Origin of the sequence: Marinilactibacillus sp. XAAS-LB27, from assembly GCF_036039175.1 — a bacterium.
Lineage (GTDB): Bacteria > Bacillota > Bacilli > Lactobacillales > Carnobacteriaceae_A > Marinilactibacillus.
On the sequence record NZ_JAYXKP010000006.1, the window covers coordinates 17118 to 41181 of the forward strand.

Consider the following 24064-nt stretch of genomic DNA (forward strand, 5'->3'; position numbering starts at 1 on the left):
GATGCTTTTTATCATACCATTAAACGTCTCTTGACAGTAGGGTTCTAGTTAACTGTTCAATGTCTTTTTTACTTTGTCCTTCTGGTAACTGTTGAATGAGTTCTAGCGCCTTATCTGTATATCGTTCCGCCAATTTAAAGGCTTCATCTAACCCTTTCGTTTCCGTTAAAGTTTTTCGAATTAACACTAAATCTTCTTGCGAGTAGGTCTCTTTGGCAAACTGAGCTCTGAAGAATTCGGGCTCTTTTTTCATTGCAAAGAGGATTGGAGCTGTATAAACACCGTTAGATAAATCCTGAAATAAGGATTTCCCCCAAGTAGATTCTTCTTGAGTATACTCTAGTAAATCATCCAGTAGCTGAAAAGCCATACCGACTTGGACGCCAATTCGGTAGCTGATCCACTGTTCTTTTACGGACAATCCGGATTCCATTGCACCAGCGTAACAGGATAATGCAAAGAGTTCTGCTGTTTTTCCGCGAATCTGTGTTAGATAGCGTCTCATCGTGATCTCTTCATTGAAAGATTGATCCAGTTGATGAAGTTCCCCTCCAATAACACGCTCCATTGCACGCGTTAATATGCCTTGAACATCTAGTTCAATTCGGTAAGGATGGGTGATTCTAAAACAGATAGATAGTAAGAAATCTCCTGCATAAACAGCTGCTTTCTTCCCGTAAGCCGCCTGAATGGTCGGACTACCTCTTCTAATTGCTCCTTCATCAACAATGTCATCATGTAATAAAGTCGCATTGTGGAAAATTTCAATAGATGCTGCTACAACCTTTGCCCTCTCAGACTGACTATCTGGTCCAAGACTAGAAAACAGCAAAGCATATGCTGGACGAACCATTTTTCCACTTGCTTCAAAAATATGTTTTGCTGCATCATTGACTTGCTTATTTCGAATAAAAATTTTATTGTAGATGAGCTTTTTTGTCTCACTTAACTCTTCTTTTAAAACTGGATATTCATCCCACAAAGGGTGCATGCTCACTCTCATTCCGCCTTAATCGTCGTTTGGAAGACGCGTATTTTCTTGCATTCTTTTTTGGTCTTTTCTTTAAGATAAATAGCGATTCTGTTTTGAAGCCGTTAGTTCCTGTTTTAAGTACTTAGTAAGGTTGGACATTGATTTCATTTGTCCCCATGTCATTAGATTTACCAAATGTTTCATTGTGACCGCAATCGGTCCCTTGATATGTACAAGGTTCATTAAGTAGCCAACACCAAACTGTGCTCCTACTGAAACGATTGTGCCTTTTTGCTTGTTTTCGTGCAGAGTCGACTTGAATTCTGGACGAAGTTCGGCTGCAATATTCTCTGCTGCTGTTTTTGCAGTCTGCTCAGCTGTTTGAGCATTTTGGGGCAAAGCAGTGCCCGAGGCATCTTCATAATGAACTAAATCTCCAACTACATAGATTTTTTTCATATTTTGTGCAGACATCGTACCAGAGGTTGTTATTCTCCCAGCTTTTCCAAACTCAACCTCTAAATCTTCAACGTCAGAGTTAGCTTTCACACCAGCTGTCCAAATCAGCGAATACGTCTGAAGAGGTTCTTGACCTTTAATCTCCACCGAGTCAAAGGTCACTTTCGAAACCGAAGCTTCGGTCATTAAGTTCACTTGATTTTCAGCAAAATACGCTTCTACTCTCTGTGATTCTTTCGCAGGCAGCGCAGGTAGAATGGTAGGAGAGGCTTCAACTAGAGATAGAGAAATTTCGTTTTCTTCTAGCCCAAAGTTTTTTTCAAGCTGCGGTTTCCACTCAACGAGTTCCCCCATGATTTCGATACCTGTTAGTCCACCACCACAGATTACAAAATGCAACATTGCCTGACGCTTTTTAGGATCTGTTTCTTTAGCGGCTTGTTCGACCATTGTTAGAATATGTTTTCGAATTCTAACCGCTTCTTTCCAAGACCACATCGTGAAGCCGTATTCGCTGACACCTTCTATGCCAAAATCATTGGGTTCTCCGCCCATTGCTAAAACGAGATACTCGTATGGAATTTTCTGAGACTCTGTCATCACATATTGCTCGCGTTCGTCGATTCTTTTCATTTCGTCTACGATAATTTCTACATTTTTATAGGATTTAAATAAGGTTTTCAAATCATGTACCGCTTCTTCTGGACGAATTCGACCACCAATGACTTCATGTAGTCTGGTTTTATAAGTGAAGAATGGATCTTTATTCACTAATTTAATATTAACTTGAGTGTCTCCACTTAATTTTCGGGAAAGATGCATGGCTGTAAAGACTCCAGAAAACCCAGCTCCGAGTATGATGATCGTTTTCTCTTCCAAATGAATCTCTCCTCTTTTTGAACTCCGTATGGTATATTTTATGTAAAACAACTGTTATCATTATACCGTTGAACAGGATGAAAGTCTAAGACTAAGAATTTGTAAGTGACGTTCATATTTTTATCGAAAAGGAGCTTGATCATGTCTATCCCACAATTTATGCGCTTCGTTGATATTCGCACAAAATTTACCAGCATGTTGCCAGTCTGCATTGGTGTACTATATGCTCTATATTATTTTAATTCCTTTAATTTTTTAAATACTTTAATTTTTTTTATTGCAACTGTCTTACTGGATTTTACGACGACTGCCATTAATGTATTAGTTGATTATCAGACCGCTTCTGTAAACTCTTTGGAAAGAGAATCCAATATCATGGGTAGGGAAAACATTCCTGAAAAACTGGTTATCTACTATATTTTCGGTATGCTGCTTCTTTACTTTATATTAGGATTCATTCTTGTCGCTCGCACAGATTTAGCCTTGCTTCCGCTGGGTATTATTTCTGCAATCATTGCGGTCACCTATACATATGGACCGATTGCCCTATCCAGAATGCCCTTAGGTGAGTTATTTTCTGGTCCACCACTTGGATTAGGTATTATCTTTATCTCGATTTTTGTTAATTACAGAGAAGAACTAATCTTGTCACTGAGCTTTCAAGATAATACGTTCCTCTTACTTGGAGACTGGCTGATGATCCTTATCATTATATTTGTTTCGCTACCGCAAGTGCTTTTGATCTCTAATATTGTATTAGCAAATAATATCTGTGATTTAGAACAAGATGTGGGTAACCACCGTTTCACACTTGTTTATCACCTCGGTAAAGAGAAAAGCATCCGACTTTACAATTGGCTAACATATGGAAGTTATGTAACTTTGGCTCTACCCATTCTTTTTGGCTGGTTACCGAGGATCATGTTGCTTATTTATCCAACACTAATTTTCGTACACCGACAAGTTAAGCTTTTTAATCAAAAGCAAGATAAAAGTGAAACCTTTATTACTTCTGTTAAATCTTTCTTGGCCTTTACTTTAGTAGAAATTATTCTATTCGTTATTGCTATTCTGTGGACAACTTTTTAACAAAAAAAAGCCCTTATTACCCTCTATGAAAATATTTATCAGGGGTACCAGGGGCTTTATTATTTTATTTCCACAGGTTTATCCACATAGTTATACACAGTCTGGGGATAACTTTCATTAAAGACTATTCTATCACGTTATATCTAAATTGTTTGAAAGCAGAGATATCTCCATCTTCTGTATCATCAGCATATTGAATAAACTGTAACTTAGGATTATAGTCAGTTGAGTGGGCGCCTTCAATTCCTTCGATATCTAATTTATAAGATTCTCCGTTTTTGATTTTTTCTTCAAAAATCTTCTCATTCGCTACATAGAAGTAAGACGTTTTACTCTCGTCTACCTCCTCCGCGAGAACTTCAAGCTGACTATCTTCTTTATGTATTTCCGAAGTGATCAGTAGCAACTCTGCATTCCCGACCTCTTTACCCATCGCTACCTGAATTTCTGTTTTATCCTCTGATTCCAAGGCGCCTTCAATTTCGCCACAAGCAAATAAACCAATGCTTGTAATCAATAAACCTGCCATTTTAAATTTCATCATCATTCCTCCTTTTATTCTCATGTATTCATTATATCTAGGAATCACTCTTTAGAAATCCGACCTAAGTCTCATTTAACATGTTTTCATGATATTGATTGTATTCCTGAGCTAACGTATACTTTTTATAAGTACATACAAAAGGAGTTTTGATCTTGAATCTATCTACATTAACCTTTAGAAAAGCCACACAAGAAGATGTTCCACTTATCTTAAAATTTATCAGAGAGCTCGCTGCTTACGAGAAATTGGCAGACGAAGTCGTTGCTACTGAAGAAATATTGATTGATCAGTTATTTCATAAAGAAAAATCAGAAGTTCTATTTGCTATTGTGGACAACAAAGAAGTAGGCTTTGCACTATTTTTCCACAACTTCTCCACTTTCCTCGGTCGTTCTGGACTTTATCTGGAAGACTTGTATGTTGATCCAACTCATAGAGGTCACGGTTATGGTAAGGCTCTATTGAAAAGATTAGCGCAAATCGCTGTTGAACGAGGATGCCGTCGTATGGAATGGATCTGTTTGGACTGGAACCAATCGAGTATCGATTTTTACCGATCACTAGGTGCAGAGCCCATGGAAGACTGGACGATTTACCGTGTTACTGGCGATACACTGACTACACTTGCCCATTAAAAAATAAATAGACGCATCGAATGATTATTATTCGGTGCGTCTACTTATTTGGCTTTAAGTCATTCAGTGCTTGTCTTTATTGTTGAATAGAGCATACATTACCGATCCAATTAACAGTCCAACAGCTGGTCCGACACCGACGAAAAAGATGAGTGGAACGTTTTGAAATACCAAGTTCAATAAGAGTCCGAGCACAGTTCCAATCAGTGGGCCAAAGGCTAGAAAATAAATGGCACGGTCTTCATTCGGCTCTGGTTTCATCTGGTTATCTCTCCTTCATATCTATCAAGTCTGCGTGCTTTCTCACGTTCAATCATTTTGCGTATTGAAGACTATCCGCAGTTAGTAATTGTTCAAGTGCATCATAAGAATCTACTTCATAGTCTGGTTTGATATTCGTCTGGTTATCCAGCTTCAAAGGATTGAACCAGACGCTGGTGATTCCTGCATTGATTGCTCCTTGAATATCAGAACGGAGAGAATCGCCAATCATCACCGTATTTTCTGGTGTGATTTCTTTGCTTTGATTGAACAGTTTTTTGAAGAAACGTGGATCAGGTTTGGCTACACCGACTTCGTCTGAAATAATCACTTGATCAAATATTTGATCAAGTCCCGTTCCTTTTAGCCGTTTACGTTGGGTGGATGATTGTCCATTTGTACCGGCAATCAATGTATATCCCTGTTCTTTCAAATGATTTAATAAGACTTCTGCACCTTCAATCAAGTAAAAGTTTTCATCCAATAAACTTCTATAAGCACTTTCTAGTAATACACCATCTTGTTTAACATTAAATTGCTCGTAAGTAGTTGAAAACCGAGTATCTAGCCACTCTTTAGGTGAACCCCCAGCTTCAATTTCACGCCATACGTTGCGATTGACCACATTAAACACTTTCAGCCATTCATCGAATCGTACGTCTGGTACCGGATATTGTTTTAAGATGTTCTCCAGTCCTTCTTGCGCTCCTTTTTTAAAATCCAGAATGGTATCATCTAAATCGAATATTATATTGACTTTATTTTGCATATGTCATCCTCCATTTTGTGAATCCTCTATAGACATTTTACCGAAAAATAAGCATTCGTCCATAAAAAATCTTATAAATAGATACTCTTTTTTATTTTCGATTTCTGGTTCTTTTGTACTATTTCAACTATACATTTCAATCGAAATTTGGGTATATATATTCCTACTTCCAAAACTGATATAATTAAAAAAACAGGCACGATGAAAAATTTGTTATTGAGGAGTTTTACGATGTTATCAACAATTTCGCTAATGGATGCGTACATGATTGAAACACTTTTGTCTAAAGGTGTTGAAAAAGAAAAACTGGTCCAAGCGGTTCAAACGCATACTGTGGATCAATTTGTGGAGATAGACGGTTCTTACGATTACAGAGAATTGAATCAGGCTATTACGGGAAAAGAAAATATGTACCAAGAAGCTATTGAAGATGGCTATGCCATCAGCTACCTGACGCTTTATGGTTTAAAAAACTTATTAAGAATGAAGTTCGGGTTCGAAGAAAATACGGATTATACGACTTTTGAAAGAAAAATCGAAGATTTAGTCGTTACTCCTGCACAATTAGACACGTTAACTAAGCTTGTTGGGAAAATCTGGACGGTTAAAATAACTGCTCAAAAAGAAGACGATTCTGTAGAAATTTCGATTCTTCATGTTAGTTTAACTGAAGAGGTTTGAACTTTATGAGCTGTTCATTAAATAAAAATTAAAAAATTTGTTGACAGCTCATATACTCTCTTGCTATAGTTATGACCAACAACTACTAACAAAACGAAATGCGTAAAGATAAGTACTATTCGAAAGTCTTCATAGAGAGCCCGGTCTGGTGAAAAAGGGTAAGATGGAAAGATAGGAAAATGGTCTTTAAAAGTCTGGATGATCAATCCGAGTTCAGACTAACGTTGAATAGGCGAGTTTTAAAGCAAGCTTATTACGGTCACACCCGTTACAGTGTCACAGTATTATACGCCCAATTTGCGTCGTACTGTTTGAGACAATGAGAAGTGATTCCATTGTAAATCAAGGTGGTAACACGAGATGATATTTCGTCCTTGAAGGAAGTTCGCAGTAAGCGAGTTTCTTTCAAGGGCTTTTTTTATACTTATAAACTTAAACACTGAAGAGATGAGTAAATGAAACTGAGGTAACAACAGAGAACCTGTGCATGGTGAAAGCAGGTTTACCTCAAGACATTGAATATGGTCTCTTCCCCCTCACTCCTGCTTGTGCAGAGTGAACGTGGGATACCAAGTCTACTAATAGACAAGGCTATCACGGTCGCACCCGTTAACATGCAAGAGAGAAAGAGGATTTAACTCCTTTTCTCATGGAGGTATTTTTCGCGAGAAGAATACAAACAAAGGTGGTACCACGAAGATAGCGTTCGTCCTTTGACCCAGTCAGCCATAAAGCTAAATTTTTGCTTTGTGTGCTGCTCGGTCAGGACGAACGCTTTTTTTATACGAAGAATCAGTCAAGAACTTATTAGGAGGAACCAATATGATAGAGCTTAATCAAATCGATGTTCATTTTGAATCAGATAAAAAAATCATCCATGCCGTTCGTAATGTGTCGCTTACCATTGATAAAGGAGATGTATTCGGAATTGTCGGATACTCAGGTGCAGGAAAAAGTACGCTCGTTCGAACCATCAACTTACTTCAACGACCAACAAACGGATCGGTTCGCATGAATGGGCAAGAGCTACTGGACCTCAATCCAAAAGAGTTACGGACAGCACGCAAAAAAGTCGGTATGATTTTCCAGCATTTCAACCTGATGAACGCACGCACAGTTGCAGGAAACGTATTATACGCTCTACGTTCAAGCAAGCTTCCGGTTGAAGAGAAAAAACGTAAAGTAACAGAGTTATTGGAACTCGTAGGATTAGCTGATAAACAAGATGTCTATCCTTCTCAACTTTCTGGTGGGCAGAAGCAACGTGTTGGGATCGCTCGAGCATTGGCAAATGATCCAGAAGTCTTACTGTGTGATGAAGCAACAAGTGCACTCGATCCTAAAACGACCCTATCTATTCTGGAACTCGTTAAAGACTTAAACGAAAAACTTGGACTAACCATCGTCATCATCACCCATGAAATGGAAGTAATCAAAGAAATCTGTAACAAAGTCGCCGTCATGGAAAACGGTGCTGTGGTAGAGCAAGGTGATGTGGTTTCTATTTTCACTGATCCAAAAGATCCTTTAACACAAGAATTTATTAATACAGCAACACATATCGATCAAGCACTGGCAAAACTAGCCAAGCACCCTTCCGTTTTGAATATCAGTGAAGACGACACAATCGTTCGCCTCTCCTTTGTAGGGGAAAGTACTAATAGTCCATTGATTTCGAGTCTCTATTCCAAATTCACTGTGACTACAAATATTCTATACGGTGATATTGAGATTCTTCATGATACGCCGATCGGGAACTTGATTGTTACCTTAAGTGGAACGACAGCGCAAAGAAAATCCGCTATTGAATATTTAAAATCGCAAGATGTAAAAGTCCAACAACTCGAGCAAATACGATTACACGACAAAGCAAAAGTTGTCTCGATCAATAGAGAAAAACACATTCTATAATCATAAAAAAGGAGCAAAGAGATGAATCAGATAGCCGCATTTTTAGAAAGCATTGCCCCCAATGCCTGGGGTATTCAAGACCGTATTCTTGAAAGCACTTGGGAAACGATCTATATGACACTGATCGCAGCTGTTATTGCCGGAGCCATTGGAATTATCTTCGGGGTGATCTTAGTAGTCACAAACAAACAAGGTATTTTAGAACGGCCAAAGTTTTATAATATCTTAGACCAATTCGTTAACACTGGACGCTCGATTCCTTTCATTATCTTAATGGCTCTACTTGCGCCCTTCACAAGAGCGATCGTTGGGACAACCATCGGGACAACTGCCGCAATCGTTCCAATCGTTATCGGAATTATTCCATTCTATTCCAGACAAGTTGAAAATGCTTTACTTGAAGTGGATCCAGGTATTGTGGAAGCCGCAGAATCCATGGGCTCTTCGCCTCTTGAAATCATCTTTGGCGTTTATTTAAAAGAAGGCTTCCCTTCTCTGGTTCGAGTATCAGCTGTTTCAATTATTAACTTGATTGGACTAACGACAATGGCTGGAGTCGTTGGAGGTGGTGGCCTTGGAGATCTTGCGATTGCCAGAGGATATAACCGATACCAACTTGACGTCACTATCGTTTCCACTTTAATCATCATATTGATTGTGTTCTTCACCCAATGGGTAGGACGCATATTGATTCGAAAAACATCTCATTAACCGCATCAATCTAGTAAAACGATAAGAAAATATAAATTTTGAAAAGAGGAAAAAGATGATGAAAAAGAACGTATTAGCACTATTCGGTTTAGTAGGTGTATTGTTATTAGCAGCATGTGGAAGCAATGGAGAAACCGTTAAACTAGGGGTTGTCGGAGAAAACAATGAAGCTTGGGAAGACGTAAGAGACCGCTTGGCTGATCAAGATATTGATCTAGAGATCGTTACTTTCTCTGACTACCAAACACCTAATGTGGCACTAGCTGACGGGGACATTGATTTAAATGCTTTCCAAACAGTTATTTTCCTAGATGATTTCAACAAAGATACCGACAATGACCTGACGCCTATCGCAGATACAACCTTAAATCCATTAGGTATTTATTCTGAAGAAGTCACTTCAGTCGAAGACATCCAAGATGGTGACACGATTGTGATCCCAAATGATGCTTCAAACGAAGGTCGTGCACTGATTCTTTTACAATCAGCTGGTTTGATCACGGTTGATCCAGAAAAAGGCAATTACCCTATTGTTGATGATATAACAGATAATCCACAGAATTTAGACATCGTAACCGTTGCTGGAAACCAGACTGCTCGTTCATTAACTGATGCTACAGCAGCTGTCATTAATGTCGGGATGGCCGTAGATGCTGGATACATTCCATCTGAAGATGCGATTTTCTTAGAACCCGTAAATGAAGAATCAGAACCTTATACGAACGCTATCGTTGTTCGCGCTAACGAAGTTGATAGTGAAGTTTACCAAAAAATCGTAGAAGCTTATCAAACGGACGAAACTGCAGCCATCATCGCTGAAGTTACACAAAATTCTTCTATTCCAGTTTGGGAATAGTCATTACTTAAAGAGCAGCATTAAGATACAAATCACTCATTTATAGGATACATTAAAAGCCATCAAATGTAGGATGAATAATCCCTCATTTGATGGCTTTTTTGAGTAAAATTTTCATTAATAAAGAAATTCAATCAAGCCTTCTTCATCTCTAAATATATCAGTAAGACTTTTACCTTGCAAAAATATCTTATCTAAATTTTCTATAAAATCATCATTATACGCCTCACTTACGGCAGTTTGATCAATCCATACCGTTCGCCCTTCTTTACTACTATGATCAATAAAATATGACTGCCCTCGATAGCTGAATTCTATTTCTCTTCCATATTCAAGATAATATATTAAGCCATTTAGCGGTAGCGGAGTAGGTTCATTACCCCATTCTTTTTCAAATTTTTCTTCATCGAATTCTTCTTCATTCATAAAAACACCTCTTTTATCAGTATTTTATTTTTTCACCACCAGATCATGTACATCTACACGTAAATAGTCAAGGTTTAAAGTAGCATTACCTTTTTCACCATAAAGCTTTTTTACTTAACTTAATCTTCCTCTATTATACAACTTCCAAGTGATTGCTTCTGCTTTTTCTACCGTTTTATTTTTGTCATCATAGCTGTAATGATGATTAAAAATAATTTCAATTTATTTTTACTTTCCTGTTGACTTTTACATCGTACCTCGATATACTAATCTCAAATAAAAGTATATCGAGGTGCGATGTAAAATGAGTGATGAAGATTTACACAAAGTATATAACCCGATGACAGAAACGGCCTTTTATGTTCTGTTATCCTTGCAAGAAGAACGACACGGATACGGCATTATGCAAGATGTTGAAGAACTAACCAACAACCGACTCAGCTTTGGTGCTGGAACTTTATACGGTAGTTTATCCAAGCTAAAAAAAGATGGTCTGATCGACATTGTTAAAGAAGAAGGCAAGCGAAAGATTTACCAAATCACACCAACTGGAAAAACTTTTTTACAACTAGAAAAGAAACGTATTGAAGAACTTTACAAAAATTCTGAGAGGATTGATTAGCCATGAAAAAGTCTGTTTATAAATTTATTACTGTCGATAACTACGAAAAAGAAGAAGTTTTTTTGAAAGAGATGGCATTAAAAGGCTGGCAGTTTACTGAATATAAAGGACTGAAATACCACTTTGAGCAAAGTGAACCTGCAAATATTGATTACCGTATAGATTATTTTGATGGTAAAAAGGACGAAAAAGACGATTATATTCAACTATTTGAAGATAGTGGCTGGACACTCGTCTCTACATATACAATCTTTGACGGCGAGTGGTGCTACTTCAAAAAAGCTGCACAAGACAAGGAAGTAAATGAGATTTTCACTGACAATGAATCTAAAATCGCCCTGTTTGAAAAAATACGCTACCGTTGGACTCTTTATGGTTTCATGTTAATGTTTTTGATCCCATTTAGCCTCTCTACAACTTTACCAAGAGGGATTCTTTTCATTAGTATTCCCATGGTGATTTTATTCAGTGTCGCGATTATTCTTTATGTAAAATTGTGGTTGAACTTATCTATGAAAATTAAACGTATGAAGCGTTAATATCTTATACATTGAGTAAAAGAGTAAGCTCACTTAGATTAACGACCTAAGTGGGCTTACTCTTTTTAATTTGTTGAAGATAATAGATTAATTAAGAATAAAATCATCGCTACTAAACTTGCTAATGTACGAACATGATTCCATGTTGTCCAAGTTTTAAGGAAGTGTCTCCATACCTTGCTCTCTTTATCTTCTGTATTAACCTTGGCTAATTCATTATTGAGAGGCACATTTCTTATCCCTGTGACCATGAAACAACCAAAAAAATAGCAAGTAGCGCCAATCAGCCCCCATACGGTGACTAGAGATGTAAAGAAATAAAGAATCATTAATACTACACTAGATAAAGCCGTTCCTAAAAAAAACAAGAAAAACCAAGGATTTAGTACTGTCTTATTAATTTCCTGCATAGCCGTCATTCCATTTGAATGAGACACCTTGGAAAAAGCCTTCATGATAAAGTTTGAAAAAGCAAAAAACATACCTGCCACTAACCCCGAACCGATTAGCGAAAAAAACAGTAGACTATTTACTAAATCATCCATGATGATGCTCCTTTAAAGTTTTGAGTCGTCAGCGATCTGAAGCGCAACCGACTGTATTTGACCTTCATAATCCACATCTGGAAATACGATCGTTCTAAACTCCGCAACTTTATAAGTATTTCCTTTAATTGTAAATTCTTCTGGCCCTTTTTTAAGAATATTAATGAGATTAACCGCTTCTTCGTTAGATATCATATATTCTTCTGGAAAATGATCTTTGTAAGTTAAAGTGACATCAATGTTTTCCATAAATGTATCCTACCTTTTAAAATTTTTAATGTACTTATTGTTCGTTGAACTGAATTGCGACGCCTTGTACTTGACCTTCGTAATCCACATCTGAAAAACTGATTGAACTCAAGTCTTCAGTCTTATACGTATTCTCTTTAATCTCAAATTCACTGACATCTTCTTTGATTAGCTTAATTAAATCTACGGCCTCTTCATTAGATAATACATATTTCTTTGGAAAACTATCGTTATAAAAAATGGTTACATTGATTTTATTCAAGTTATACTCTCCTTTTTATTTACCAAAATTTCTCAAACTGTTTTTCGAGTATCTATTTTCATTATATATTGTGTGACTCTTACATACTATAGCCAATACTCTTCATTTCAATATATCTATGGTTAGATGGATAAACTGCTATAAGCTTTTAATAAATATCGCACTATAAGAAAAGCTAAGAAGCAGAGTAGGCTTCTTAGCTTTTCTTTTTATCGAATCAAAGACTTATAACTTTCTTTCGATTTGACTATATAGAGGAAATAAACTCATCTAAATCTTTCTTATCAAATAACCCCGCTGCTCTAAAGACAGTTTGGTAACTAAGTCTAGCTTGTTCAGACATCGAAGCTTTGTTTCCTTTATTTTCTGGGGATAGAGCGGTTAAACGGGTTTGATACCCTATCCTGTCCAAACCCATCTTAAGCGCCATCCAGCACCTTGAAAGATGTTCTTTAGAAGTCACTACACAAATACCTGTCACCTTTCTGGGTTGGATATACTCTACAAATTCCATAACGTTACCAACGGTATCCCTTGCTTGAACCAATGACACCATTCTACTTTCTTCAATACCTAACATGATCAAATGGTTTTTAATCTCATTTGCCTCAACGTACTCATTTTGAACGGCTCCACCACTAATTAAAATCGTTGCTGCAGGGTTTTCATCAGCTAGTGCTTTTATAATAGTTGACCTTTCAATCAGCGTTGGTGGAAAAGAACCATCGTCGTTCAAGAAATAACCAAATACGCAAATCAAGTCGACAGGTTTATGGTCATAAAAATCGTTTCTCATCTTATTCGTTTCTATAAACGCCAAAACATTCTTGAACTTCTGGTAGAGCGGACGGCAACTCTCCTCAAGCCGATCTAGATACTGCATCCTATCTTTTGTAGGAGTATTAATAATGGTTTGCTGGATCAATATCATTACTAAGGCTGCGCTATTACCGGGGTCGATTTCAAGAATTTTAGAAAATGCTTGTATCGCTCCTATGTTATCGTCAAAGTGTGCCAGTATTTCTCCCTTCAAGAATAATGCATTCATCTTTTGATGATCGTCTTGAATCATTTCGTCAATAGCTTCTAGCGCACTTTTATATCGCCAGTTTTCCAAATGATCAACAATACTATCAAAATCAGTCAAACCTTTGAAACTCGAGCCAATTGCCGGAATCAAAATCGTTGGATCCACGCTTCCTTGATAATCTTCTACTACAACCGGACTACTATTCATTCATACCCGCCTTTCTCGTTTAGTACATTTCACCTTCATTATATTAGTAACGATGACTTTTCAACTGTTTTCATTTAGTTCTTACCATTGTTTGTATTGATTGTTTTTTCAGTATCTGGAAGCGACTTGTTTACATCCATATCTCCCATAGCTGTATTGACAACCGGTAATTTAATTCTTTTTTTAGATTTTTTTAAACCACTCTTTTTTTCTCCAACCTTCGAGCCTCTACCGTATACAATATAAAACATGAATGCACTAACCCCCATAATGATGACTGAGTACACTAAGTTTACTGCTGCAGCATTCACGTTGTTAGCAGCATCCGCATTTTGGCGTATGGCAATACCAATCGTTGGGTATGCTGGATGATAGAGGAATGCAGAAAGATCATAGTCAGCCAAGAAGTTGTTGAAATTTAATGCTACTAAAGCTAGAGCTGTTGGAAGCAGCGCTGGAAGAATGACCTGGACAAATGTCCGTAAAGAAGAAGATCCTAGTATTCGAGAAGCATCTTCTAAATTGTTATCAAAAGAGTAGTAAGCTCCTTTAATATATCTCAAAGTAGAAGGTAGCATCATAATCAGATACATTAAGGGTAAAATCCATACGCTCCCTATTACACTATTTCCTAAAAGCAACCAAGATGGTGCATCGTAAGATATGATCAAACCTAAAGCTAGCATCAAGCCTGGTAGCAACCACGGAATATAGAAAAAATACTCCGTCCATTCTGCTAGTTTGTTGTTCTTATTTTTCATTACGATTCTTGCAATCATAATCATGAATAGTACAGCTAATACAGCCGCTCCACCTGAGTAGAACACACTCGTTAGCAATGGACCATAATTGTTATTATTGGTCAAAATATCTGCGTAATTAGACAAGGTGAAATATTCAAATGATAGTATGGTCTGAGATATTCCTTGTAAGTTCATGAAAGAGAACAAGATCACCAGTATCAAGGGAATCATGTAAACTAAAAACAGAAGATACGAAATGATATGAACAATCGCATTAACCACTGGATGATCAATTTTTTGTTTTGCTACACGTGTTTTCGTCTTTGATATAGACATGTAGTTTCCTTTTTTCTCATTTCGGGTCATAACAACCAACAATATAATCTGTGCAATCCCTAAAATGATCGATAACAAGGCAGCAAGGTCTCTTGAACCGGGACGCTGCGTAAAACTTAGAATGAGCGGTGAGATCGTTTCAAAACGTCCCCCAACCATAATCGGTGCAGCCATTGCGCCCAGACCCATTTGAAAGGACATAATGATCAGTGTCATCATAACCGGGAATAAAGTTGGGAAAACAACATCTTTCAGTACTTTCCACTGATTTCCACCCAAGTTTTTTGCTGCTTCTATCGTACTATTGTCTAATCCTTTAACACCATTTCTAAAAAAGAGCATATGGTTTGTTGTACATGCAAATGTCATGACGAATAATACGGCCGGGAAACCTGTAAACCAACCAGGGTTTATTTCCGGGAAAAATCGTAACATGAAGTTTGTAAGCACGCCATTTTGACCATAGACATATAGATATCCATTGTTTAAAACCATTCCACTAAAAACTAAAGTGGATAAAAAGCCTATTCTTAATAATTTAGATCCCTTAATATCAAAATACTCCGTAACCAGTACGATAAAAACGCCAACGATGTTGACTGTAAAAGTTAGTACGGTAGCAAGTAAAAAGGAATTTAATATAGCGCTTATAGCTCTTTTTGAGCTTGATAAGCGACCAATAGCAGATAAACTCAATTGCCCGTCTACCCAGAAAATATCGACGAGCACATTGATATTTGGAAGAATGAGTAACGTTACGACGAACCAAGCGGTAAAACCACAAAACAAGTAAAAGGGGATTCTCGATAGAATATTAGAATCTTTCATCTTGTTAATAAATGGATGATTCATTTTTAATCGCCCCCATATTCCAGAATATCTTTCGGCTCAATGTAGACGGTTAGCTCCTTGCTCGAATCAATGACATCATTTCCATCTTCTTTTACAATGATTCTAAGGGTAGTATCTAATGCTTCACAAATAAAGGTAGAAAAAGTCCCGTAAAAAACTTCATCGATAATCTTAGCTTGAATAGGTACTGCGACGCTATTCTCCGGCACCCACAATTTGATTTTTTCTTCACGAATGTAATGTCTAGAAGTTGCATCAAATTGTCTCTTTTCATTATGCTGATTAATGTACTCGATCAAAGCGCGATCGATGTAATTGGCTTCTCCAATGAATTTACATACAAACTCAGTTGAAGAGTGGTCATAAATTTCTCTAGGTGTACCAATTTGTTCAATAACACCATCATTAAACACAGCAATTTTATCTGAAATTTCTAGCGCTTCATCTTGATCATGGGTAACGTAGATCGCCGTCATACCTGTTTCTCTTTGAATTCTTTTCAATTCTAAGCGTAATTGCTTTCTCAATTTTGCATCTAGATTGGATAAGGGTTCATCAAATAATACGATATTAGGTCTCTTGGCTAATGCTCTAGCGATGGCCACACGTTGTTGTTGTCCACCAGAAAGATCAGATACATTTTTCTCCAATTGACTTTCATTCAATTCGACCAGCTCTGCCAGTTCTAATACACGTTCATGGATGTCACTTTTAGATTTCTTTTCTATTTTTAAACCATAAGCAATATTATTATAAACACTCATTGTAGGAAACAAAGCGTATGATTGAAAGATCATACCCAATCCTCTTTTTTCTATCGGTGTATTCGTAATATTCTTGCCCTTTACATTAATACTACCTTTGCTTGGCTTATTGAAACCGGCTATAGCACGAAGTGTGGTCGTTTTCCCACATCCTGATGGTCCCAGAAGTGTGAAAAATTCGCCTTCTTCGATTTGAAAGTTAATGTCATTGATTGCCACAAAATCATCATATTTTATCTGTAAATCTTTGATTTCAATCATACAACTACCCCTTACATTCTTTGTAAATGTTAAAAAGCAAAATAATTTCTATTTTGCTTTTCGACATTATTCTATGGCATTAATTCCAATTCAACTTTTTCGATCCATGCATTAAGATTTTCTCGAACAAAGTTCCAATCTACTTCCATCGGTTCCGTTGCTTCAGCGATTTCAATCAGTCGATCTGATGCACTCGCATAGGCTTCTTCATTAACAGGTAAACCGCCAAATTCTTCTACGAACGCACTTTGAACTTCCGCACTACCGAACCAGTCGACAAACTCCTGTGCTGCTGCGTAGTCGTGGTCGTCTCCTTTATTGATCACACCGATTTGTTCTCTCATTGTGATGACGCCTTGTTCTGGATTAATCGGAACGGCTGTAAATCCAAACTCTTCTTCTGCTCCTGGTATTCCACCAAGGAAGTGATAGCTAAGCGGCACAGTTCCTTCCGCAAAGTTTTGAAGCTGTTCTTCATTTTCTGGTGTTTGATAACCATTCGCTAGATAGGCTTCAACTTCATCCCAGCCTTCTTGTGAAATTCCCAGATCGCCATCTTCATCGACGTATTGTAGTAAAATACTTAAAATCGCTTTTTGATCCGTACCTGAAGCCAATGATGCTGGCACACGATACTGTTGTGCAAAGTCTGTCATTTCACTTAAGTCTTGCCAGTTTTCCGGTGCTTCGTCCTCGCTAACGAACTCAGGATTATACATCATGAAAATTCTTTGTTCTACTAAAGGATGAAACATGGACTCGCCTATCATGGTGTCTTCAGGAATTTGGCTCAACCATTCTGGTTCATAGTCAACTAAAATATCGTTGTCGACTAGCTCAAAGAACATCGCTTCATCCATACCAAACGTCACATCTGCTTGGGGTGAGTTCGCTTCTGCTAACAAACGGTTCAACACGTCTCCGCCGCCCGCTTCCACATACTGCATGCTGAATCCAGCATCACTCGCTAAATCATCGATCCATTCTTGTCTTCCACCGGCTAGAGAATTGGAATAAACCAATACTTCTTTATTGCCATCGCCGCTTCCTTCGCTGCTAGTACCTTCCGATCCTTGATTATCTCCAGAAGCACAAGCCCCTAATAATAAAGCTGTTGATGATAACGCAACAAGTAAGTTCTTATTCATGATTTTCGTCTCCTTTATGGTTTTTAATTTTTAATTATATTTTATTTTTTTCTATTCTGGTTCCTCAACGGACAGCACACCTTTGATGCCATGATAGTTCTTTACTAAACTTTTAGCTTCTACGTGATTGTTAAACTTAATCGACATGTAGTATAAAATATTCTCATTTTTATCCGTGTTCCCTTCAATACTCAGCACTTTCCAATCCTCTAAAGCACAATAGGACAAAAAATTATGAAAATCGACTACCGTTTCAAATAAGATGTAACAATCAACCACTTTTCGTTGGCTCATAAATGCTTTTTTCAACCGCTGAAAAGAGTTCATAATAACGAGTAATGCAAAAGCACCAATAATAGCGCCTTCATAAAATCCGATACCAATTGCTAGTCCTACACATGCCGCTGACCAGAGTCCCGCTGCGGTCGTTAATCCTCTTACATGATTGTTGTTCGTGACCAATATCGTTCCCGCTCCGAGAAATCCGATACCGCTGATTACTTGGGCACCCATTCTCGAAGGGTCGCCTACTAGATACGTATCTGATATAAACTGATTTGTCATCATAACAACTGTGGATCCTAAACAAACCAATATATAGGTTCTAAAACCAGCCGCATGGTTTTTCATATCTCTTTCTAGACCGATAATCCCGCCTACTACAACTGCCATCAATACCCTAAGTGAAATAGTTATTGTATTTAATTGACTCAAATCAAAAAAATAAATTCATATTATTTCCCCCTCAATTATTTACAAAACAGTTCATTTAAGAAAACGCTTTAGGAACCGGTACCACCCTAGTATAATTGTAGTCACTATTTTTGTCAACGCTTTTATGGAACCGGTATCTAATTAGTTTTGTACGTATTAAGATATCCAACAACTACCAGTTAGGCTTTTTTTTTATGTATTTAATGCTCATTTGGACAATTAATCATTAGCATATCCTAACGCTTTGACGATTTTAGTTGGAGCACATCAGAATAAGTTTCGCTTTATATATTCAATACAATTCCTTAATAATATGATCCTGTACATTTTTGGGTATCGCTGTGACTAAAAATATGACTGCTAAAATAACGACTGCACTTATAAAAATGAACGTATAACTGAGTCCTTGTGAGTATACACCATCACCTATGTTTACTTCTGAAGCAGGCATATTAAACTTTTCCATAGAGTATAAATAAATTAAAGATAACAAAAATGTCGTCGACCCAATCAGCCAGTTTCTTTTACGTATTCTTCTTGCTAGTTCGTCTGAAATCAGAAACACTCTATCTCCAACTGTCATTTGATTCTTCGTTCGCTTCTTTAGCATTCCATCCACTATAATTTTTCGTCTTGATGGATAGTCGTGATTCACACTATTCCTCCTCTCCGTTAAATATCAATCTATTATTCTGCTTTAATTGAAGTATCCTTTTAAATTCACCTTTAAATATTCCAGAAATTCTATTTATTCCATACTTTTATAATCTAGTGTTCTTTTTCTATCGACTTTCATAAAAGGAATATGCGCAATTACCTTCATTACAGACGCCAAAATTAAGACTAGTATAGGTACTTGAATTGTAAATTGCTCAAACAGAAATCCAAACAGTAATACGCCGATCAATCTAGCCATTGAATGAAATGTCGTTTCAACTGAAACAAATCGTCCAATCTTTTCTGGTGTAATCATTGATTGATACAACGTCGTATAGAAGATCAAGTACAGTGCAAAAGAGATATACAATACAAAATGAGAAGAACCAAAAAAGAGAATCGACAAGATAGAATTCTCTCTAAGAATAGTTAGAAATCCTTCGTTTATTAATGGGAGCAATAAAAACCCAAATACGATAACCCCAAAAAGCCCAATAGTGATATTGTTTTCTATAGAAAAACGCTTTTTTAACATGGGAAGTAATAAGAAAGAAGCAATGGATCCTATGGTTGCAATACTTTGTATAATCCCATATGACTGTTCACTGTTTCTTAAAATGGTTAGCATTATGTATGGAACGCCTACACTTATAAAGGGAAAGATGATTAAATGACTCAATACGTCATTCGCGAATAAAGAGGTGATTTTCTTATCTATTAATAAAAGTTTAAAACCACTCATCACATCTTTTAAGTAGTGTTCTTTTTCGGCTTTTTTAACCTCTTCTTCAAAAAACATGAATCCTTCTAAAACTGAGGAAATTAAGTAAGTAATTCCGGTAACTAGCAACACCATAGACATATTTGTGAATGCATATAAACTAGTTCCTATTATTGGTGCAAGTGCATATGAAGCATCCGCAATCACGCCATACAGTGCGTTTGCATTTGGCAACTCTTCTTGCTTCACAATCTGTGGTATGATCGATGCAAAAGCTGGGTTGAAGAATATTTCACTTAAAGAATAAAATAGGACTATCATATAAACTAAACTCATAGTAAGTGAAACACGTAAAGAAATGGCAAACATAATCAAGGCAAATAGCCCTCTGATCAAATCCAAATAGATGACTGTTTTCCTCTTATTCCAGCCATCCACTAAAGTCCCTACAAAAGGGCTGAGACAAGCAGTCGCTAATAATTGTAGAGACAAAACAAATGAAAATTGTGTAGCTGAATTGGTAAGTTGCAGTACATAAAGTGATAAAGCGATATTCAACATTAATGTCCCTAATATGGACGTTGAGTTACCAATCAATAGTAGCTTAAAGTTTTTATTTTTTAAAACAGTTAACAAGACAACACTCCTTTCTTCATGACAATTATTACTTTATAGAATTTTCCGGATTCTAGAAGAACCTCATATATGTATTCTAATACAAATCTTTTTGAAAATTTACATCTTCATCCATTTTAGACGAAGAGTCACAAAAGAAGCAACGGAATTTTCAAGATAATTCTTTCTTTTATCCCTTACAGGATTCCTTACTTTTGCTATACTGATTTTGTAAGTTTATACAAATTGGAAGTGCTTAGACTATTAGTTGCAGCTGCTTATGAGGAGGAGGGATTTTATGAAAAGAAGTCTTTTATTAATTTTGCCTTTTTGTTTTTTAATGATTGGATGCACTCAAAATGAACCAAACATTACAGGATACGTGATGGATAAAAATGATGAGTCTGTTTTAATTGTAAGTAACCATTCTGCAGACTACGGTTCTACAGGTAGTAGCGAAGGTTTTTACGATGCGGTTACTGCAAGCAACGCTCTCGATGAAGTTAAGATTGGTGATTTGGTCGAAGTTTGGTATGCTGATGGTGTGCGCGAAACTTATCCAGCTCAAGCAACAATTGGTACACTAAATGTCATTCCTAGCGAACAACCTGAAGGGGCTGATTTAACTAAATCTGAAGTACTAGATAAAATCTTACCTCAATATTCACCAGAGAACCATCCTCTAGGTGTTAAATCAATATATTACGACGAAAATCAAGATACTTGGTCTATTATCTTGAGAAGCCTATTTGATGAAGTTGACTATTCTCATAAGATCCTTGATGAATAGTAAGATAAACAACTCGCCAACTTTATTGAGAAATGGATATAGGAGATGGTTTATTTTGATTGAATTAGAAATAATAACAGAAGACAATTTTGAAGAGTGCATCGGATTAAAAGTACTAGATTCTCAAATTGGGTATCTTGCTTCTAATGCATACAGCCTTTCTGAAACATATGCGCTCACTAATCATCCACTGAACATACCTATGCCCTTTGCTATCTACAATAAAGAGACTATGGTTGGATTCGCATTAGTCGTTTACCAACCAAGAGATATCAACGATCCAGATGATGATGAAGATATTTATTATCTATCGCGTATAATGATAGATAATAAATATCAAGGATTCGGTTATGGAAAACAGGCTCTTTATCAAATTATTGAATTAGTAAATTCTCGCCCACATGGTCCAGCAACTACCTTGATTTTATCAAGTTCTCCTGAGAACAACCCTGCTTATTCCCTCTATCTATCTGCTGGGTTTCGAAAAATGGGGATTAAAGATGTTGATGAAGATGAAATTATAAAATTAAAACTGCGATAAGATTTACGAATAGATAACTTTATTTACTTCGACTATACAAATGAATTGTGATAAAAAATAAAAAGTACTACTTCTAAAATTACCTATTAATTGAGCCTTCTCTTATTTTTTTGGTAATCACTTATATGATAGTTTTCCCTATAAAATTAAGTTATTTAATAGATTTTATATGTCGTTGTTCTCATTATACTTATCTTGTTGTTCTTTTAACTTTTCTTTCTCCAAAAAATTTTTCAAATCTGATTTAAGGATTATTTCTTCATATTCAGAAACATTCTGTTGCTTTATTTGATTATATTTTTTCTTGAAGTCATATTTAAAAATCAACCAATAATATATAGAAATCTGCAATAAACTTCCAAAAATAATAATAATTAAAATTCCAATTAGCACCAAATAAAAATTATTCATTATTCCATATAACCAGTCATTTAAAAAAGATAACAGTACTAATGAAAAAGATGAAACAAAGCCCCTATTAACCATTGATATCAGTGAAGAAAATTCTTTATAGTTTTTTAAATTCGAAATAAATGAATCAGAATCTACTGAAAGAATATAAGTATAAAGCGAAAAATAAATACCTATTATTACAGTCGAAATAGTCACAAGATTTCCATTTTCTATAATTGCTATTGATTCGAAACCAATAACAAAATCATTAAAAACGTTCATAGAAGTAAATAGTTGGAGTAAATATAATACGAGTAACAGAAAAAAAGAAACACAAAAAATGATTATTAAGAAATTTTGTTCAAAAAAACGTATTAATTTTTTCATACTAGACCTCCATTTACAACAAATTAGCTTATGCTAAACTAAATAAACCTATACATCATCTTCAATTGTTGGTTCTGTTGGATACCCAAACTGAATTTCATTTACCTCAATATGTATAATTTCACCCAAGTATTGATGAAACTCTGCATTTTTATTACTTCCTTGTTCATCGTAATAATGACTAGTAACTTGATTTGCAAGATATTCGAAACCAGTTAGATTTTCACAGTTGACATTGGAAGTATAAAATCCATCATGTTTCAAATCAATAGTGTCTACATCATTAGTTTCAGGATTTAAAAAACTTACTTTAGCTGAAACCAACAGGGGAGAATCGGCATCTAAAAGTAGTAATATATTTGTAACGTCATCAACATTCATGTTTCTTCTCATACGCCCTTTTTTTAGTACAACAGTCGTTTCATTAACATCATATTGATTAGAGACAGCTACAGGACCATTAAATAATCTTTCTAAGACACCTTCTGAATTTCCAGGATTAGGAAATAAATTCAAAATTTGAAAGTTATCGTTTTTAACAGTAATAGAGATACTTTTTATACTGTCCGAGGCTGAAACCAGATTCATTGCTCTAGGTTTTACTATCTGGATTAGTTTCACGGTATACTGACTATCTCCATTTTGGTTAAGGTATTTAGTAAGAAAATTTTCAATTTGCAGTTTTCTCGGACCATTAAAATTATACTCCATAATAAGTAATTTTGAGTCAGAAACGAACAGGCAAGTATTAGGTTGATAAACGTCACCTAATATTTCATCTAAATTATCACTACCAATTTCTCCAGCGAACGGTTTATCGTCAAGGAACTTTCCTAACCAAAGAGATCTATTGCTAGTTTCATATTCAGACCCATCTTGGCTCCTTCCGCCGGCAGATCTTCCTTGATTTGGATATCTATGTTTTGACAAGAATATAGTTTTTCCTTCTACAACAGTTGTTCTTTCTAAAGGAGTTCCGTTATTTATAAAATCGATTAATCTTTCAATTGGATAACTTGTTTTTTGTCCATCTTTACAAATGAAAATATTATAATATAGTAATTTCATAATACACCTCCATATAATTATATAACCTTAACCAATTAAAACAAAAAAGGATTAGTAATACAACATTATATTAACTTAGACAGCTTACATGAACCTCCAGATACTATTAATCTATAATACAACAAGAACTTACGTTTGCATACAATTTTAATTAAAGTTAACCGAATTTTAATTAAGCTAAAGTATATTACTATACTAAATAGTTCTTATTTTCTAGGATTTGTTAGTTGAAGTTTTCAAGCATTTTGATTACTTAAATTCACTTTCCAATATTTTCTCACTTACATTGTATAATTAGTAAATCAATCATATCATTATTGAGTTTTAAAGAATGATACCCGAGAATTTTTAGTTATATAATTTTATTTATTAGTTTAAGTACATATATATTTCAAATTTTGTATTAAATCGAATAATTCGTTATTC

The 24064-nt window shown here is 35.9% G+C and carries 28 protein-coding genes; 10 read left to right on the forward strand and 18 right to left on the reverse strand.

Annotation, left to right across the window (positions count from 1 at the left end; genetic code table 11):
• Positions 1–19: 19 nt before the first annotated feature.
• A complete protein-coding gene (locus VXN63_RS08405) occupies positions 20–991 on the reverse strand; it encodes a polyprenyl synthetase family protein (protein ID WP_327757588.1) in 972 nt (323 codons plus the stop codon).
• A 72-nt stretch (positions 992–1063) separates the two neighbouring features.
• On the reverse strand, positions 1064–2311 hold the full coding sequence (locus VXN63_RS08410; protein ID WP_327757589.1) for an NAD(P)/FAD-dependent oxidoreductase: 1248 nt from the start codon (positions 2309–2311) through the stop codon (positions 1064–1066).
• Between the two features lie 141 nt (positions 2312–2452).
• Between VXN63_RS08410 and VXN63_RS08415 the strand changes: the two genes are divergently transcribed.
• Complete coding sequence (locus VXN63_RS08415; protein ID WP_327757590.1) at positions 2453–3400, forward strand: UbiA family prenyltransferase; 948 nt, start codon at positions 2453–2455, stop codon at positions 3398–3400.
• Positions 3401–3524: 124 nt separating this feature from the next.
• Here VXN63_RS08415 and VXN63_RS08420 read toward each other — a convergent pair whose 3' ends face one another.
• A complete protein-coding gene (locus tag VXN63_RS08420) occupies positions 3525–3941 on the reverse strand; it encodes a hypothetical protein (protein ID WP_327757591.1) in 417 nt (138 codons plus the stop codon).
• Positions 3942–4096: 155 nt separating this feature from the next.
• On the opposite strand from VXN63_RS08420, the gene VXN63_RS08425 reads away from it, so the two are divergent.
• Positions 4097–4579 carry a GNAT family N-acetyltransferase gene (locus VXN63_RS08425; RefSeq protein WP_327757592.1) on the forward strand — a complete coding sequence of 161 codons (483 nt, stop codon included), beginning with the start codon at positions 4097–4099 and terminating at the stop codon, positions 4577–4579.
• Between the two features lie 63 nt (positions 4580–4642).
• Here the strand turns inward: VXN63_RS08425 and VXN63_RS08430 are convergent, their stop codons facing one another.
• Complete coding sequence (locus VXN63_RS08430) at positions 4643–4840, reverse strand: hypothetical protein (RefSeq protein WP_327757593.1); 198 nt, start codon at positions 4838–4840, stop codon at positions 4643–4645.
• Between the two features lie 52 nt (positions 4841–4892).
• On the reverse strand, positions 4893–5609 hold the full coding sequence (locus VXN63_RS08435) for a YjjG family noncanonical pyrimidine nucleotidase (protein ID WP_327757594.1): 717 nt from the start codon (positions 5607–5609) through the stop codon (positions 4893–4895).
• 231 nt (positions 5610–5840) lie between these two features.
• Here VXN63_RS08435 and VXN63_RS08440 point away from each other — a divergent pair, with 231 nt between their 5' ends.
• The 4 genes from VXN63_RS08440 (at position 5841) to VXN63_RS08455 (ending at position 9768) form a co-directional block, all read left to right on the forward strand.
• The gene (locus tag VXN63_RS08440) at positions 5841–6290 is read left to right on the forward strand and encodes a hypothetical protein (protein ID WP_327757595.1); all 450 of its coding nucleotides are present in this window, start codon (positions 5841–5843) and stop codon (positions 6288–6290) included.
• Positions 6291–7112: 822 nt separating this feature from the next.
• On the forward strand, positions 7113–8201 hold the full coding sequence (locus VXN63_RS08445) for a methionine ABC transporter ATP-binding protein (protein WP_327757596.1): 1089 nt from the start codon (positions 7113–7115) through the stop codon (positions 8199–8201).
• A gap of 30 nt (positions 8202–8231) precedes the next feature.
• Complete coding sequence (locus VXN63_RS08450) at positions 8232–8912, forward strand: methionine ABC transporter permease (RefSeq protein WP_442915306.1); 681 nt, start codon at positions 8232–8234, stop codon at positions 8910–8912.
• A gap of 58 nt (positions 8913–8970) precedes the next feature.
• The gene (locus tag VXN63_RS08455) at positions 8971–9768 is read left to right on the forward strand and encodes a MetQ/NlpA family ABC transporter substrate-binding protein (protein ID WP_327757598.1); all 798 of its coding nucleotides are present in this window, start codon (positions 8971–8973) and stop codon (positions 9766–9768) included.
• A gap of 117 nt (positions 9769–9885) precedes the next feature.
• On the opposite strand, the gene VXN63_RS08460 is transcribed toward VXN63_RS08455, so the two are convergent.
• Positions 9886–10194, reverse strand: coding sequence for a hypothetical protein (locus VXN63_RS08460; RefSeq protein ID WP_327757599.1), 309 nt, complete (start codon positions 10192–10194; stop codon positions 9886–9888).
• Between the two features lie 304 nt (positions 10195–10498).
• Between VXN63_RS08460 and VXN63_RS08465 the strand changes: the two genes are divergently transcribed.
• Entirely contained in the window at positions 10499–10816 is a 318-nt protein-coding gene (locus VXN63_RS08465) for a PadR family transcriptional regulator (RefSeq protein WP_327757600.1), read from the forward strand.
• A 2-nt stretch (positions 10817–10818) separates the two neighbouring features.
• Positions 10819–11355 carry a DUF2812 domain-containing protein gene (locus VXN63_RS08470; RefSeq protein WP_327757601.1) on the forward strand — a complete coding sequence of 179 codons (537 nt, stop codon included), beginning with the start codon at positions 10819–10821 and terminating at the stop codon, positions 11353–11355.
• 65 nt (positions 11356–11420) lie between these two features.
• Here VXN63_RS08470 and VXN63_RS08475 read toward each other — a convergent pair whose 3' ends face one another.
• The 10 genes from VXN63_RS08475 to VXN63_RS08520 all read right to left on the reverse strand — a co-directional run bounded on the left by VXN63_RS08475 (position 11421) and on the right by VXN63_RS08520 (position 20480).
• Positions 11421–11900 (reverse strand): anthrone oxygenase family protein, encoded by a 480-nt coding sequence (locus VXN63_RS08475; protein WP_327757602.1) that lies wholly within the window; start codon positions 11898–11900, stop codon positions 11421–11423.
• Between the two features lie 12 nt (positions 11901–11912).
• Positions 11913–12149 (reverse strand): hypothetical protein, encoded by a 237-nt coding sequence (locus VXN63_RS08480; protein WP_327757603.1) that lies wholly within the window; start codon positions 12147–12149, stop codon positions 11913–11915.
• Between the two features lie 34 nt (positions 12150–12183).
• A complete protein-coding gene (locus tag VXN63_RS08485; RefSeq protein ID WP_327757604.1) occupies positions 12184–12411 on the reverse strand; it encodes a hypothetical protein in 228 nt (75 codons plus the stop codon).
• A 247-nt stretch (positions 12412–12658) separates the two neighbouring features.
• Complete coding sequence (locus VXN63_RS08490; RefSeq protein ID WP_327757605.1) at positions 12659–13648, reverse strand: YdcF family protein; 990 nt, start codon at positions 13646–13648, stop codon at positions 12659–12661.
• 74 nt (positions 13649–13722) lie between these two features.
• Entirely contained in the window at positions 13723–15579 is a 1857-nt protein-coding gene (locus VXN63_RS08495) for an ABC transporter permease (protein ID WP_327757606.1), read from the reverse strand.
• Positions 15580–15581: 2 nt separating this feature from the next.
• Complete coding sequence (locus VXN63_RS08500) at positions 15582–16604, reverse strand: ABC transporter ATP-binding protein (protein WP_327757607.1); 1023 nt, start codon at positions 16602–16604, stop codon at positions 15582–15584.
• Positions 16605–16675: 71 nt separating this feature from the next.
• Positions 16676–17752, reverse strand: coding sequence for an extracellular solute-binding protein (locus tag VXN63_RS08505; RefSeq protein ID WP_327757608.1), 1077 nt, complete (start codon positions 17750–17752; stop codon positions 16676–16678).
• Positions 17753–17803: 51 nt separating this feature from the next.
• On the reverse strand, positions 17804–18424 hold the full coding sequence (locus VXN63_RS08510) for an MgtC/SapB family protein (RefSeq protein WP_327757609.1): 621 nt from the start codon (positions 18422–18424) through the stop codon (positions 17804–17806).
• Between the two features lie 334 nt (positions 18425–18758).
• The gene (locus VXN63_RS08515; protein ID WP_327757610.1) at positions 18759–19121 is read right to left on the reverse strand and encodes a hypothetical protein; all 363 of its coding nucleotides are present in this window, start codon (positions 19119–19121) and stop codon (positions 18759–18761) included.
• A 93-nt stretch (positions 19122–19214) separates the two neighbouring features.
• Entirely contained in the window at positions 19215–20480 is a 1266-nt protein-coding gene (locus VXN63_RS08520) for an MFS transporter (protein ID WP_327757611.1), read from the reverse strand.
• Positions 20481–20757: 277 nt separating this feature from the next.
• On the opposite strand from VXN63_RS08520, the gene VXN63_RS08525 reads away from it, so the two are divergent.
• Both VXN63_RS08525 and VXN63_RS08530 read left to right on the forward strand, forming a co-directional pair.
• Positions 20758–21249 carry a DUF3221 domain-containing protein gene (locus VXN63_RS08525; protein WP_327757612.1) on the forward strand — a complete coding sequence of 164 codons (492 nt, stop codon included), beginning with the start codon at positions 20758–20760 and terminating at the stop codon, positions 21247–21249.
• 55 nt (positions 21250–21304) lie between these two features.
• Positions 21305–21790, forward strand: a complete 486-nt coding sequence (locus VXN63_RS08530) for a GNAT family N-acetyltransferase (protein ID WP_327757613.1) — start codon at positions 21305–21307, stop codon at positions 21788–21790.
• A 165-nt stretch (positions 21791–21955) separates the two neighbouring features.
• On the opposite strand, the gene VXN63_RS08535 is transcribed toward VXN63_RS08530, so the two are convergent.
• On the reverse strand, positions 21956–22570 hold the full coding sequence (locus tag VXN63_RS08535; protein ID WP_327757614.1) for a hypothetical protein: 615 nt from the start codon (positions 22568–22570) through the stop codon (positions 21956–21958).
• A 48-nt stretch (positions 22571–22618) separates the two neighbouring features.
• A complete protein-coding gene (locus VXN63_RS08540) occupies positions 22619–23638 on the reverse strand; it encodes a DUF6731 family protein (RefSeq protein WP_327757615.1) in 1020 nt (339 codons plus the stop codon).
• Between the last annotated feature and the right edge of the window lie 426 nt (positions 23639–24064).

What these genes read in the sequence shown, in the direction of transcription:
- VXN63_RS08455 (WP_327757598.1), top strand. Translation starts at nt 8,971, where the DNA reads ATGAAAAAGAACGTATTAGCACTATTCGGTTTAGTAGGTGTATTGTTA.
- VXN63_RS08430 (WP_327757593.1), bottom strand. Translation starts at nt 4,840, where the DNA reads ATGAAACCAGAGCCGAATGAAGACCGTGCCATTTATTTTCTAGCCTTT.
- VXN63_RS08540 (WP_327757615.1), bottom strand. Translation starts at nt 23,638, where the DNA reads ATGAAATTACTATATTATAATATTTTCATTTGTAAAGATGGACAAAAA.
- VXN63_RS08460 (WP_327757599.1), bottom strand. Translation starts at nt 10,194, where the DNA reads ATGAATGAAGAAGAATTCGATGAAGAAAAATTTGAAAAAGAATGGGGT.
- VXN63_RS08405 (WP_327757588.1), bottom strand. Translation starts at nt 991, where the DNA reads ATGCACCCTTTGTGGGATGAATATCCAGTTTTAAAAGAAGAGTTAAGT.
- VXN63_RS08475 (WP_327757602.1), bottom strand. Translation starts at nt 11,900, where the DNA reads ATGGATGATTTAGTAAATAGTCTACTGTTTTTTTCGCTAATCGGTTCG.
- VXN63_RS08480 (WP_327757603.1), bottom strand. Translation starts at nt 12,149, where the DNA reads ATGGAAAACATTGATGTCACTTTAACTTACAAAGATCATTTTCCAGAA.
- VXN63_RS08465 (WP_327757600.1), top strand. Translation starts at nt 10,499, where the DNA reads ATGAGTGATGAAGATTTACACAAAGTATATAACCCGATGACAGAAACG.
- VXN63_RS08420 (WP_327757591.1), bottom strand. Translation starts at nt 3,941, where the DNA reads ATGAAATTTAAAATGGCAGGTTTATTGATTACAAGCATTGGTTTATTT.
- VXN63_RS08510 (WP_327757609.1), bottom strand. Translation starts at nt 18,424, where the DNA reads ATGGCAGTTGTAGTAGGCGGGATTATCGGTCTAGAAAGAGATATGAAA.
- VXN63_RS08435 (WP_327757594.1), bottom strand. Translation starts at nt 5,609, where the DNA reads ATGCAAAATAAAGTCAATATAATATTCGATTTAGATGATACCATTCTG.
- VXN63_RS08535 (WP_327757614.1), bottom strand. Translation starts at nt 22,570, where the DNA reads ATGAAAAAATTAATACGTTTTTTTGAACAAAATTTCTTAATAATCATT.
- VXN63_RS08440 (WP_327757595.1), top strand. Translation starts at nt 5,841, where the DNA reads ATGTTATCAACAATTTCGCTAATGGATGCGTACATGATTGAAACACTT.
- VXN63_RS08505 (WP_327757608.1), bottom strand. Translation starts at nt 17,752, where the DNA reads ATGAATAAGAACTTACTTGTTGCGTTATCATCAACAGCTTTATTATTA.
- VXN63_RS08445 (WP_327757596.1), top strand. Translation starts at nt 7,113, where the DNA reads ATGATAGAGCTTAATCAAATCGATGTTCATTTTGAATCAGATAAAAAA.
- VXN63_RS08470 (WP_327757601.1), top strand. Translation starts at nt 10,819, where the DNA reads ATGAAAAAGTCTGTTTATAAATTTATTACTGTCGATAACTACGAAAAA.
- VXN63_RS08495 (WP_327757606.1), bottom strand. Translation starts at nt 15,579, where the DNA reads ATGAATCATCCATTTATTAACAAGATGAAAGATTCTAATATTCTATCG.
- VXN63_RS08500 (WP_327757607.1), bottom strand. Translation starts at nt 16,604, where the DNA reads ATGATTGAAATCAAAGATTTACAGATAAAATATGATGATTTTGTGGCA.
- VXN63_RS08525 (WP_327757612.1), top strand. Translation starts at nt 20,758, where the DNA reads ATGAAAAGAAGTCTTTTATTAATTTTGCCTTTTTGTTTTTTAATGATT.
- VXN63_RS08490 (WP_327757605.1), bottom strand. Translation starts at nt 13,648, where the DNA reads ATGAATAGTAGTCCGGTTGTAGTAGAAGATTATCAAGGAAGCGTGGAT.
- VXN63_RS08415 (WP_327757590.1), top strand. Translation starts at nt 2,453, where the DNA reads ATGTCTATCCCACAATTTATGCGCTTCGTTGATATTCGCACAAAATTT.